At 67.2% G+C, this 11,881-nt stretch carries 10 protein-coding genes; 5 read left to right on the top strand and 5 right to left on the bottom strand.

The features are described 5' to 3' along the window. Positions 1–67: 67 nt before the first annotated feature. Complete coding sequence (locus J0X25_RS30490) at positions 68–3,541, bottom strand: PAS domain S-box protein (RefSeq protein WP_207287673.1); 3,474 nt, start codon at positions 3,539–3,541, stop codon at positions 68–70. A gap of 125 nt (positions 3,542–3,666) precedes the next feature. Continuing rightward, positions 3,667–4,119 (bottom strand): DUF1467 domain-containing protein, encoded by a 453-nt coding sequence (locus tag J0X25_RS30495; RefSeq protein WP_207287674.1) that lies wholly within the window; start codon positions 4,117–4,119, stop codon positions 3,667–3,669. Positions 4,120–4,259: 140 nt separating this feature from the next. Between J0X25_RS30495 and J0X25_RS30500 the strand changes: the two genes are divergently transcribed. Further along, positions 4,260–4,802, top strand: coding sequence for a hypothetical protein (locus J0X25_RS30500; protein ID WP_226776968.1), 543 nt, complete (start codon positions 4,260–4,262; stop codon positions 4,800–4,802). Positions 4,803–4,860: 58 nt separating this feature from the next. On the opposite strand, the gene J0X25_RS30505 is transcribed toward J0X25_RS30500, so the two are convergent. Both J0X25_RS30505 and J0X25_RS30510 read right to left on the bottom strand, forming a co-directional pair. Next, positions 4,861–5,676: a mechanosensitive ion channel family protein gene (locus J0X25_RS30505; protein ID WP_207287676.1), complete on the bottom strand. Its 816-nt coding sequence runs from the start codon at positions 5,674–5,676 to the stop codon at positions 4,861–4,863. 624 nt (positions 5,677–6,300) lie between these two features. Then, positions 6,301–7,110 carry a creatininase family protein gene (locus tag J0X25_RS30510; protein ID WP_207287677.1) on the bottom strand — a complete coding sequence of 270 codons (810 nt, stop codon included), beginning with the start codon at positions 7,108–7,110 and terminating at the stop codon, positions 6,301–6,303. Between the two features lie 266 nt (positions 7,111–7,376). Here J0X25_RS30510 and nikR point away from each other — a divergent pair, with 266 nt between their 5' ends. The 3 genes from nikR (at position 7,377) to J0X25_RS30525 (ending at position 8,977) form a co-directional block, all read left to right on the top strand. Next, complete coding sequence (nikR, locus tag J0X25_RS30515) at positions 7,377–7,805, top strand: nickel-responsive transcriptional regulator NikR (protein WP_207287678.1); 429 nt, start codon at positions 7,377–7,379, stop codon at positions 7,803–7,805. An 87-nt stretch (positions 7,806–7,892) separates the two neighbouring features. Next, positions 7,893–8,270: a cupin domain-containing protein gene (locus J0X25_RS30520; RefSeq protein ID WP_207287679.1), complete on the top strand. Its 378-nt coding sequence runs from the start codon at positions 7,893–7,895 to the stop codon at positions 8,268–8,270. Positions 8,271–8,530: 260 nt separating this feature from the next. Next, positions 8,531–8,977 carry a hypothetical protein gene (locus J0X25_RS30525; RefSeq protein WP_207290899.1) on the top strand — a complete coding sequence of 149 codons (447 nt, stop codon included), beginning with the start codon at positions 8,531–8,533 and terminating at the stop codon, positions 8,975–8,977. A 350-nt stretch (positions 8,978–9,327) separates the two neighbouring features. Here the strand turns inward: J0X25_RS30525 and J0X25_RS30530 are convergent, their stop codons facing one another. After that, positions 9,328–10,353, bottom strand: a complete 1,026-nt coding sequence (locus J0X25_RS30530) for a DUF4382 domain-containing protein (protein WP_207287680.1) — start codon at positions 10,351–10,353, stop codon at positions 9,328–9,330. Positions 10,354–10,605: 252 nt separating this feature from the next. Between J0X25_RS30530 and J0X25_RS30535 the strand changes: the two genes are divergently transcribed. Further along, positions 10,606–11,757, top strand: a complete 1,152-nt coding sequence (locus J0X25_RS30535) for an acyl-CoA dehydrogenase family protein (protein WP_207287681.1) — start codon at positions 10,606–10,608, stop codon at positions 11,755–11,757. Positions 11,758–11,881: the final 124 nt, after the last annotated feature.

Genomic DNA, 11,881 nt, shown 5'->3' on the forward strand with positions numbered 1-11,881 from the left:
GCCTTGGAGGGACGAACAGCCGATCGAATATATAGCTGTTGGCTCGTCTCGCGGTCGTGAGAACCGGCTACTCGGCGGCCTCGAGCGCCGGCAGCGTCACCGAGAACGTCGATCCCTCGCCCGGTTCGCTCTCGACGCTGATCTCGCCGCCGTGGCGTTCGACGATCCGGCGACAGAGCGCCAGCCCGATCCCGGTCCCGGCGTGTTCCTCGTGACTGTGCAGGCGCTGGAAGACTTCGAAGACCCGGTCGGCGTCGTCGGGGTCGATTCCGATCCCCTCGTCGCGCACCGAGACGGTCCACTGGGAGCCGCCGTTCTCCGCGGTTTCACCGCTCCGTTCCGAGGCGCTACGCGCCTCGCACCGTTCGGCCGAGACGTCGACCCGCGGCGGTTCGTCGCCGCTGTACTCGATGGCGTTCGACAGCAAGTTCTGGAACACCTGTCGGAGCTGGCTCCTGTCGCCCCGAACCCGGGGCAGCGACGGGACCGATATATCGGCGTCGGATTCCTCTATCTGGAGCTGCAAGTCCGCGAGCACGTCGTCGAGAACGGCATCCAACTCGACCGGTTCGAACGGATCGCCCCGCGTCTCGACCCGCGAGTACTCGAGCAGACCGTCGATCATCTCGCGCATGCGCTCCGCGCCGTCGACTGCGAAGGCGATGAACTCCCGCCCGTCGTCGTCGAGCTCGTCCCCGTAGCGGTTCTCGAGCAACTGGAGGTAGCTCGTGACCATCCGCAGCGGTTCCTGCAGGTCGTGGCTGGCGGCGTAGGCGAACTGCTCGAGTCGTTCGTTCGATTCCTCGAGTTTGCGCTGGTACTCCGCCCGCTCGGTCACGTCCTGGACGACGAGCATCCCCGTCCGCCCGTCGCCGCCGGTCCGGACGGGGAGCGTGCGCGCCAGCAACTCGCGGTCGCGATAGCGCACGTCGAAGGATCGTTCCTCGCCCTCGAGGGTGGCGCGGAAGTGGGGTTCGATCTCCGCGAGCAGGTCGTCGGAATAGCGCTCGTGGATCGTCTGTCCGATCGCCGCCTCCCGATCGATCCCGAGTTCGCCGACCAGCTGGCCGCCGGCGGCCGTGTACCGCAGGTCCTCGTCGTACAGCGCGACGATCCCGTTCGGAAAGTTCTCCGCGAGTGTGCGGTAGCGCTGTTCGCTCTCCTCGAGGCGGCGCTGGCGTTCCTCGCGCTCGGTGACGTCACGGACGACGCCGACCCGTTCGGGACCGTCGCCGACCGACGTCACCGTCGCTTCGACCGGAATCCGCTCGCCGGATGTCGTCTCGAGTTCGGTCTCGACCGTCGGGACGTCGCTCTCGTCGGCGGCCACCTCCCGGGCGAGGTTCATCACCGATTCGTCGACGACGAGGGAGGCGTGTGCGCCGATCAGCTCCTCGCGGTCGTAGCCGGTCAGCGCCACGTAGGCGTCGTTGACGGTCGTGAACCGACCGTCCGCGTCGAGCTCGTAGATCCCGTCCTCGATCGTCTCGACGATCGTCTCGTAGGTGCGAAGCTCCCGTTCGCGGGCCTTTCGCTCGGAGATATCGCGGAAGTAGATCGACAGCCCCGTCTCGGAGGGGTAGACCTGTACCTGCGCCCAGATCCCCAGCGGTTCCGATCGGCGCTCGAACGAGATCGGTTCCTGCGTCTCGAGCGCCTCGCGGTACCGTTCGTCGAGGTCCGACTCGACTGCGTCGGGGAACACGTCCCAGACGACGGTGCCGAGGAGGTCCTCGCGCGAGCGGCCCAGCAACTCCTCGGCCGTCTCGTTGACGTGGGTGAACCGGAACTCGTCGTCGAGCGCGTAGAACCCGTCCGAGATCCGGCCGAGGATCTCGCTCAGCTCCGTCTCGAGTTCGCTCTTGCGGCGCTCGAGGCGTCGTTTCTGGGTTTTCAGTTCCGTGACGTCCTCGCCGACGGAGATGACTCGCTCGAGGCCGCCGTCGGCGCCGAAGACGGGCGCGGCGTTGACCGAGAACCACCGGCGCTCGCCGTCCGGCCCGGTGAGGACGAGTTCCCGGTCGAACACCGCCTCCCCCGTCTCGCGGACCTGCGCGGCGGGCGTCCGTTCGGGATCGAGCGGGTCACCGTCGGCGTCGGAGACGGTCCAGCCGTCGATCGCCGTCGCGTCGCCGATAGTGACGCGGTCGGTGACGCCGAGGGTCTCCCGCGCCCGGCGGTTCGACAGCATCGTCTCGCCGTCGGCGTCTTCGACCGAGATCGCCACCGGGGCGGTCCGGAGGAGTTTCTCGGTCTGGGCGCGCTCGCGCTCGAGGTGGCGCTCGTGGCGGAGCCGATCGAACGTCGCCTCGAGGCTCGAGGCCACGATCTTCGCCAGCGAGCGGTCGCCGTCGTCGAAGGCGTTGCGGGCCTCGGAGCCGATGATGACGACGCCGTGGTCGCCGATGGGGAGACAGATCTCGCTGCGGACCGGCGTGTCGGCGTTGTAGACGTCGGGGTCGGCCGTCACGTCGCTATAGGTTTCGGGCTCGCCGGTGTCGAAGACGCGCCAGGCGATCCCCTCGCCCGCCGCGAACGTCGGGAGTTCGCCGAACAGCGCGTCGGCCGGCGCCGACCAGGCCGTCGGGCGAAGGACGTCCGCGTCGGGGTCGTGGAGAAAGACGCCGTTGATCTCGAGTCCCAGGATCTCGACGAGGTGGTGACAGGCCCGCTCGGCGACGTACTCGCGGGTCGTCCCCTCGAGCCACTCCTGGACGGCCTCGTTGAGGCGACGCAACTGGGTCGCGCGCCGGCGCTGTTCGGTCACGTCGTAGTAGAGTTCGATCCGGCCGCCCGCGTAGGGGCCGGATTCGACGGGCCGGCTCCGGTGTTCGAGCCAGCGTTCCTCGCGGTCGTCGTCGGGCGTGACGCGACACTCGAACTGCTCGACGGCGCCGTCTGCGTCGTACGCCTCGAGGAGGGTCTTCGAAAACGACGCGGTATCGGCCATCCGTTCGCCGATCGTCCCGGTGACCAGTTCGCGCTTGTCGCGGCCGACGACGTCGGCCCGGTCGATCCCGAAGTATCGCTCGCTCGCCTCGTTGATCCACGCCACCTCGAACTCCTCGTCGAGGACGAACACGCCGACGTCGGCCTCCTCGAGGATCGTGGGAACCGGTTCGAACGGGGCGGCCGTCGACGCCTCGCGTTCCCGGACGACCCCGACCGAGCCCCGGGACCCGTCGTCGAGACGGACCGCCGCCGATCGGAACTCGCAGGGCACCGTCGCGCCGTCGGCGCTCCGGATCGCGGTTTCGACGGCGACGACCGTCTCGCCGTCGGACCCGGATCGCGCCCGCTCGAGTCGCTTCACCGCCCGTTCCGGGAGGAGGACCGAGACGTGCGACCCGAGGAGGTCGTCGCGGGCGTAGCCCGTCGTCTCGAGGAGGGCGTCGTCGACCGCGAGGAACCGATCGTCGGCGTCGAGGCGGACGATCCCGCCGTCGACGCAATCGACGAGCGCTCGACTACATTGCAATGCCGTTCGATCGTCGCCGGCCCCCCAGAATGTCGTGACCGCCGACGCTGGCCGATCGCTCATTACCTCCTCCAGGTCGCTCACGCGCATAAGTCCGGCGTAAGGTCCGCGCCGACCGGCCCGGCGTCAGGTCTTCGCTGACCGACCCCGCGCCGGGTGCGCGTCGACCGTGGGGCCGTCAGCCGTCCCTACTCCTCTCCGCCGTCGGAGAGGACGCGCTCTTCGGGCGACGGCCGGCCGGGATGGATCCCGTAACTGGCGAAGCCGTACAGCACCGTCGTCGCCACCGCACAGCAGACGACCGCACCGGCGGTCGCCTCGAGGACGAGTGGGATGGTCGTTCCGACAAATACGTCGCCGACGGCGGCCGCCGAATCGCTCGCGGGGGCCGCCACCAGCGCGTACGGGATGAACGCGACGACGGCGCCGGCCCACCAGCGTTTCGTCGTCAGTCGGAGTCGCTCGACGCCGTAGTCGCGGGCGCCGTTGGCGACGCCGGCGATTCCGAGCGTCGTCAGCAGCAGCGACGGGAGCAGTCGGAGGGGCGACTCTAACCCGGTATTAACGGCGATCCCGACGGCGACGAGCGCGACGGACCCGGCGAGTAGCGACCCGGAGGGAGCGGAGAACGGTCGTGGCATGGCTGCGAACCGGTAGTGAGTCGTTGTACAAAACTCTCGCGAAGCGGCCGCGCTCGAGCGTGCGCGTCGTGACCACGACGCGGTCGCGGTCGACAACAAAGAACGTATTACCGGCGTCGACGAGTCGAAGGTGAGAGTATGTGGCTCAGGAACCGACTGGCTTCGAACCGGACCGCCGCGGACGTGCGTCGTCAGCCGTCGACACGCGTCGGCCCGTCCGATCGACGGACGAGCGCGGACGGCCCGTTCCGACCGATCACGGAGGGGAATCCGTGCAGTTCGTGAAACGACTCTGGAAACGACACGTACAGGACCAGCCCGACGGCTATCAGGCGTACGTCTCCCTGCCGACGGACGACGCCGAACCGTCGGTCGGAGACGTACACGACTGTATCGACCGGCTGGAACACGCCTTCGAGGGCCGCCTCGACGTGTACGCGCGGGTGAGTCGGATCGCCGTGGTCTCCGATCCTGTCTCCGCCGATCAGTTCGACGACGACGCGTTCGAGGCCGCCCTCGAGCGACTCGAGGCGTGTTACGAGGCGCACTCGCTGGCCCGGCTGGAAAAGTGGCGGTCGGCCGACGATCGGCTCGTCAAATCCTACGTCGTCGTCCCGGTCAAGCCGCTGTTTCCCCGCGACCGAACCGACGACGCGCCGCGGGTTCGGTCGGTCGTCGAGTGACGGGGACGGATGCGGTGGTCAGTCGTCGACGCGCGCCGACCAGTCCAACGCGCGCCGATCAGTCGTCGTCGGTCGGACCGGGCTCGGACCCGGGGTCCCGGTCGGAGCGCGGGGACTGACTGCCGGCTGATCGGTCGCTTCCGGTCGATCGACCGCTGCTCGATCCGTCATCGTCGGGTGCAACGTTGGCGGTGCGTCCCATCCAGCCGCCGATGTTCTCGGAGACGTAGTCTTTCCCGCCCCAGCCGAAGGCGACGCCGGCGCCGATGGCGACCGCCGCGGCGAGGCCCCACGCGAGCGCTCGCGCGAAGACGTAGAGGATGCTGACGTCGATCCCCATCGTGTCGAGGCCGATGACGATCGCGGTGAAGTAGAGGAACATGCGGGCGCCGTTGGCGAACCAGTTCCCGTAGACCGTCTCGGCGGCGGCGCGCGTCCGCTCGATGATGTCACCGACGAAGTCGGCGACGACGAAGCCGATGACGATGACGAGCAGCCCGGCGATAAAGGCCGGCAGATACGAGACGGCCGTCGCGATCCACTCGGATAGTAACTGGATCGCGAGCGCGTTGGCGGCCGCGAGGATCGCCAGGGAGTAGACGAACCACTTCGCGAGCGAGCCGAACGCGCTCGAGACGGCCCGTTCCGTCCCGCCGAGGATGCGTCCCAGCGGCGTCTCGAGGACCATTCTATCGAGTTCGATACCGTCGGCGAGGCTCCGCACGGCTTTGGCGGCGATACGGCCGACGATCCAGCCGATGAAGAGGATCACCAGCGCGCCGACAAGTCGCGGGAGGAACGTGACGAGTTCCGCGATCGGATCCTGCAACCAGTCCGGAATCGGTCCTTGCTGTGCGAGTTGGGGTTGTACCATACACCGAATCGTGGGCCTCACGGCGTTTCGTAATTGCGTGCCTATCGAACTGTCGTGAAACCAACCGTTCGTCGTCGGAGACGGCGCGCCGATTGAAGTGTCCGTTGACCGGAATTGCGCGCCGAACGGACCGTGACGGATCGAGGTCGGTTCCGAGCTTCGTCGTCGCATCCATCGCCGGCGACGGCGCACCGACCGTCGCGCAGTCGGGCGATAATCGAGGTTTGGCCGTACTGTCGCCGATCGGCCGACAGATCAACCGGTGACACCGTCGGATTCGGAGAACGGTCGCAGACGGTAAGTACCGAGTTTCATGCATGACTGTGATCGGCGGCGTCCGGACGTCGAGGGCCGGTCACGAGGTCGCGTCGAGCCGCGAATCGGTGCGATTCGCTCGTTCGTCGGGTCGGCCCTGACGGCTGCGCCGCAAGACTCGATTTCGGCGTTCGGATCCGCCGATTCGCGTAATCGCGGATTAGCACAGCGAGGGAACAGGCCCGTTCTCGAAGGTCGGCAGCGAGCGAGAATCACGGCGTCTCTCGAGCGGCGAGATACCTCGAGACAGCAGGGCACCGCCGGTGAGCCGGCGACGCCGGTGGGGGCGAACCGTCTCAGCGAGGCGCCTCACCTCGAGTCGCCGCTCTCGGGACCGTCCCCGGAACGCGGCTCGAGGTACGGTTCGGGCATGAGGTCCTCGATGGGCTGGGCGTCGAGCCACTCGAGCAGCGCGACGAGTTGGTCGGTCGCGGCCTCGAACAGTTCCGCGCCGATTTCGGGGGTCGCGTCGGTCTGATCGCCGAAGACGCCGTTGGGGCTGTTCTCGATGCAGTCGTAGAAGGTGGTCGCGCCGTGGACCCGCTCGGCGTCGTAATCGAAGACCGCGCCGCCATCGCGGGCCGCCTCGAGGCGGTTCTCGTGAACGAGTTCGTTCGCGATGTGCATGATCATCGCCGTCTCCTTCGGGCCGCCGTGGGGGCCGGGCGTCTCGAAGACCTCGTCGATCAGGTCCGGGATGGACTCGTCCCACATCCACTCGATGGCGTAGGCGGTGCCGTCCTCGTGGAGCCGTCGACCGACCTCCCGGAGGTGGGCGACGTTGCCCCCGTGGGCGTTGACGTAGACGATGCGGTCGATGCCGTGGGCCGTGAGATTTCTCGAGAGGCTTTCGACGTAGTCCCGAAAGACCGGCGCCTCGACCCACATCGTGCCGGGGAACTGCCGGTGGTGAGAGCTCACGCCGATCGGGACCGGCGGCGTACAGAGGTGGCCCGTCCGGTCGGTCGCCTCGCGGGCCAGCGCCTCCGCGATCATGTGGTCCGTCCCCTCGGGGAGGTGGGGGCCGTGCTGTTCGGTCGAGCCCAGCGGGACGACCGCGAGCGATTCCGCCGCCGCGTAGTCGCCGAGTTCCGGCCAGGACTGGTGGGCGAGGTACATAGTCGACGCATTCGGCGAAGTCGGAAAACAGTGCGTGCTGCGGAACCGGTCGCCGCCGTCGTCTCGTCCCATCCGTCCTCGGTTCGACTCGAGTTGGTTCGGGTCGGATCGATTCGACCCAGACGGGTTCAACTCGAGTCGGTCATCTCCGATTCGACCGCTGCCGTCGGTCTGCGCCGCCGTGCGCCGGTCCAGTTGTTACTCGAACTCCCTCGAGACGGCAGTTTATGATAACTCTTAATAGTTCACACCCGACGGATTATTACATGGCAGTCGTCAGCGTCTCGATGCCGGACGAACTCCTCGAGCGACTCGACCAGTTCGCGGACGAACACGGCTACACCGGGCGTAGCGAAGTCGTCCGAGAGGCCTCGCGGAACCTGCTCGGCGAGTTCGAGAACACCCGTCTCGAGGAACGGGATCTGATGGGCATCGTCACCGTCCTCTTCGACTACGAGACGACCAGCGTCGAGGAGCGGATGATGCACCTGCGCCACGAACACGAGGATCTCGTCGCCTCGAACTTCCACAGCCACGTCGGCGACCACTACTGCATGGAACTGTTCGTGCTGGAAGGGCGACTCGAGGACATCTCGACGTTCGTCGGGAAGATTCGCGCGACGAAGGACGCGCTCACCGTCGACTACTCGGTGATCCCGGTCGACGACTTCGATCCGATCGCGCAGGGCGACTGACTCGGGTCGCGTTCGACCGCCCGTCCGTTCGGGCGCCCGTCGTGTTCGAACGCCTAGTTTTACTGTGCGCCCGTCGAACGTGCGTGCATGACCTACCGGAAGGTGAACTACGAGGACGTCGAGCAGGTCTCGAGCGCGATGCACTTCCTCTCGGACCCGCTCGAGACCGAGCAGGTGGGGGTGACGGTGGCACGTTGCGATCCCGGCTGGAACAGCAAGCCACACGATCACACGGACAACGGCCACGAGGAGGTCTACGTGCTGATCGAGGGGGAGGCGACGGTCGTGATCGACGACGAACCGGTCGCGATGGAGGCCGGCGACGCGCTGTGGATTCCCCCGGCGTCGACCCGGCAGATCCGCAACGGCGACGCGGAGAGCGCGTTCGTCCTCGTCAGCGCGCCGAGCATCGGCGAAGAGGACGGCGACGAGGGGGAGTGGCTGCTCTCGGGCTTCGCCGGCTGAGTTCGACGCTGTGACGTTGCGGATCGGCGCCGTGACGCGAGGCGACCGTCGACGGCGCTCGAGGAAAATCGGTGTTCGGCGAGACTGCTCGAGGGACGGTCGGTGTTCGTCCAGACCGCTCGAGCGCCAGTCGGTATTCGTCCAGACCGCTCGAGGGATCGAGACGCGACCACCGATCGAAAGACGGCGGGACGGTTTTGTGTGCCGCCGTGGTCGTCACGGCCGGGTGACCGCCGATCTACTCGAAACACCACGCCGCCATCTCGCTCGTCGTCGCCGGCGTCCTCGCCGCCGTCCTGTCGCCGATCACCGTTTTCGGAACCGAGATTCCCGCCGTCGCGGTCGTCGCTTACGGCACCGCCGTCGGCGTGTTCATCGACGTCGACCACTTGCTCATCGCCCGCGTCAAGACCGGGTCGTGGGATGCCCTCCGATTCTGTCTCTCCAACCCGCTCGCGGCCGTCGCCGATCAGGGACGCATCTTCGGTCACGGCGACGTCGGCGTCCTTTCGCGACTGCTCAGTCACCTGCTCATCATCGGCGTCGTCGTCCCGACGCTGGCGCTGGCGAGTCCGTCCCTCGCCGTCCTGACCGGCGTCGTCCTCTACGTTCACCTCGTCTGCGACGTTGCGTGGGACCGCTGGCGACTCGAGCGCACCGCGAGCGAGTTCGACTCGATCGACGAACTCGTGCGGGGGCTTCGATAAATTCGACTTACGAATTGAGCAGTGGGTTCGGGATGAGAGGCGGGGAACTGACGCGAAGCGTCCTGCTATCGTGGCAACAGGGAATTGCCACGCCCTCCCCAGCCGATTCGCTCACTCCCTTCGGTCGTTCGCTCATCCCTCGCGTGAGTTCGTGCCGCGGTTCGCTGTGCTCATGGGTCGCTTCGCTCCCCATTCGCTTTCCGAGGTGCTCACTCCGTTCGCACCTCGCTTTCGCTCACCCCGGCACAGCACGCGCCACCGCATGCCAGTTAACCGTCTGAGCAGTATGTAGATCGCCTGTACTGGTGACCCGTGTGGATACCCTCGGTTGGACGGCCGCCGTTGGACCTCTACGCGTTCGCGTCGCTCTCGTTGGCGTCGCCGGCGTCGGCGTCGGAGTCGCCGTCCGCATCGCCACCGTCACTATCGTCTTCTGGCCCGTTCTCCTCGGATCCGTCCTCACCGTCTTCGGACTCGTCGTCGGCGCCGACCTCTTCGACGTCGACGTCTTTCCCCGCGACGCCGCTCTCCGAGATGACCGGTTTCAGGATGTAGCCGTTGTTCGGCCCGCGCTTGACCACGTTGATGTCGAACACGAACTCGAGGGGCTCGTCCGCGGACACCTCGAAGGAGTGGGTGATCTGGAGCTTCTCGCTGGGGACCTTCACGTCCACGACCTCGCCGTCGACGACGCCCTCGACGTCAGCGACGTGGAGTTCGATCTTCTGGTAGGTGCCCTCCGAGAGCCCGCCATCGAAGACCGAGATCGCTTTCTTGCCGACGACCTTGGTCAGGTCGACCGTCGCGCCCTCGAGGTCGAGCCAGTAGAATCCGCGGCGTCGCTCGACGCCCTCGCCGCCTGACCCGTCCGAGTCGTCTCCGTCGCTGTCGTCGGGTTCGTCACCGTCTTCCGTTTCGGTTCCGTCCTCGGTCGCGGTCTCCTCGTCCTCGGACGTCGAATTGCCGCCGTCCTCGCCCCCTTCGGGAGCCGATTCGTCGCCGTTCTCGGTTTCCCCGTCGGATCCGTCCTCGCCGTCTCCCTCCCCGTCCTCGTCGTCGCCCGACTCCTCACCGCCGCCGTCGAAGATGCGCGCCTCATCGAACGAGACGTCGAGGCGGTCGAAATCGCCGATGTCGGCCGGCTGGTCGCTGATGAGTAGCCGGAAGTTCGCCCCGGCGGTCGCTTCCTCGGTCGTCTCATCGTCGTCCGACGGCTCGTCGCCCGAGTCGCCGGTCGGGGAGCCGTCCGACGCACAGCCGGCCAGCATCGTCGCGCCGACGGTCCCGCCGGCGGCGATGAACGTGCGGCGGTCGATGTCCGTCTCGGGACGGTCCGGCATTCGATCGCGATCGTGAGTCGACTGGTCGTTCGTCATACGTCGGTCGTCGAACCCTCATCGCAAAAAGGAGGTCACTCGTTCCGAACCTTCAGAACCGTTTATAACCGTTTCGAACGGCCAATTTCGGGTTCGAACTGATCACCGGAGGGACCGTCGACCGCCGGACGGGACGACGGACGAACCGCCCCCGCAATCGCTTCTCGAGTGGTGGGTCCGGACCGGCGATCGTTTTCAACGCTTGCAACGGACCCCCGCGGCTATTTCCTCCGGGCTGTGGTTGACTCGGGCATGGATCTACTCGAGGAGACCATCGTCCCGGAGCACGCGCGCGACGTCAAGGCCGAGGCCCGCGAGTTCGCCAGCGAACACATCGAACCCAACGCGCAGGAGTACTTCCAGTCGGGGGAGTACCCCGAGGAGATCCTCGAGGCGGGGCGGGAGGCGAACCTCGTCGCGCAGGACATCCCGGAGGAGTTGGGCGGTCGGGGGTTCGACCTCCCGCAGTTACTCGCGATCACCGAGGAGTTCTACCGGGCCGACGCGGGCATCGCGCTGACGCTCCAGCTGGCGAGTTTCGGCTGCGAGATCACCTACAGCCACGGCACCGACGAGCAGTGCGAGGAGTACATCCGCCCGGTCGCGGAGGGCGAGCAGCGCTCGGGGCTGGCGGTCTCCGAACCCGACACCGGGAGCGACCTCGCGGGGATGGAGACGACCGCCGAGAAGGAGGGCGACGAGTACGTGATCAACGGCGAGAAGTACTGGATCGGCAACGGCGTCGAGGCCGACTGGATCACGCTCTACGCTCGCACCGGCGACGACGAGGACAACCCGTACGGAAACTACTCGCTCTTTATCGTGCCGACCGACACCGACGGCTACGAGGCCGAACACATCCCCGAGAAGATGGCGATGCGGGCCTCGAAGCAGGCCCACATCGAACTCGAGAACTGCCGCGTTCCGGAAGCGAACCTGATCGGCGAGGAGGGCGACGGATTCTGGCTGCTCGCGGACTTCTTCAACCACGGTCGGATCGCCGTCTCCGGGCACGGACTGGGCCTCGCGGCGGCGGCCATCGAGGAGGCCTGGGAGTTCGTCCACGACCGGGAGCAGTTCGGCCGGCGGATCGGCGACTTCCAGGCGGTCCAGCACGGCCTGGCGGACATGCTGATGGCCTTCGAGCGCGCTCGAGCGCTCACCTGGCGGGCCTGCGAGAAGGTCGAGAACGGCGAGAACCAGGGGTACTGGGCGGCGCTGTCGAAGACCAACGCGACGGAGACGGCCGTCGAGGTCGCCGAACGGGGGATGCAGTTCCACGGCGGCCGCTCGATCTTCGACGAGCGCCGGATCGCCCGCGTCTACCGCGACGTGAGGATTCCGGTCATCTACGAGGGGGCGAACGAGATTCAGCGCAACCTGATCTACGGGCAAGCCCCGTGACGGACGACCCTGTTGCCATTTTCGCCCTCACTCCGCGGCGTCGATCGCAGCATTCGCTCGAGACGGTCGCGGATCGTTCCGTGCCGAAAGAGCAAACCGTTCCGCCGCCAATGAGTTGCCCAAT

This window comes from Haloterrigena alkaliphila, from assembly GCF_017352155.2.
Classification (GTDB): domain Archaea; phylum Halobacteriota; class Halobacteria; order Halobacteriales; family Natrialbaceae; genus Haloterrigena; species Haloterrigena alkaliphila.

Coding starts and splice junctions, on each gene's coding strand:
- J0X25_RS30490 (WP_207287673.1), bottom strand. CDS start 3,541: ATGAGCGATCGGCCAGCGTCGGCGGTCACGACATTCTGGGGGGCCGGC.
- J0X25_RS30495 (WP_207287674.1), bottom strand. CDS start 4,119: ATGCCACGACCGTTCTCCGCTCCCTCCGGGTCGCTACTCGCCGGGTCC.
- J0X25_RS30505 (WP_207287676.1), bottom strand. CDS start 5,676: ATGGTACAACCCCAACTCGCACAGCAAGGACCGATTCCGGACTGGTTG.
- J0X25_RS30510 (WP_207287677.1), bottom strand. CDS start 7,110: ATGTACCTCGCCCACCAGTCCTGGCCGGAACTCGGCGACTACGCGGCG.
- nikR (WP_207287678.1), top strand. CDS start 7,377: ATGGCAGTCGTCAGCGTCTCGATGCCGGACGAACTCCTCGAGCGACTC.
- J0X25_RS30520 (WP_207287679.1), top strand. CDS start 7,893: ATGACCTACCGGAAGGTGAACTACGAGGACGTCGAGCAGGTCTCGAGC.
- J0X25_RS30530 (WP_207287680.1), bottom strand. CDS start 10,353: ATGACGAACGACCAGTCGACTCACGATCGCGATCGAATGCCGGACCGT.
- J0X25_RS30535 (WP_207287681.1), top strand. CDS start 10,606: ATGGATCTACTCGAGGAGACCATCGTCCCGGAGCACGCGCGCGACGTC.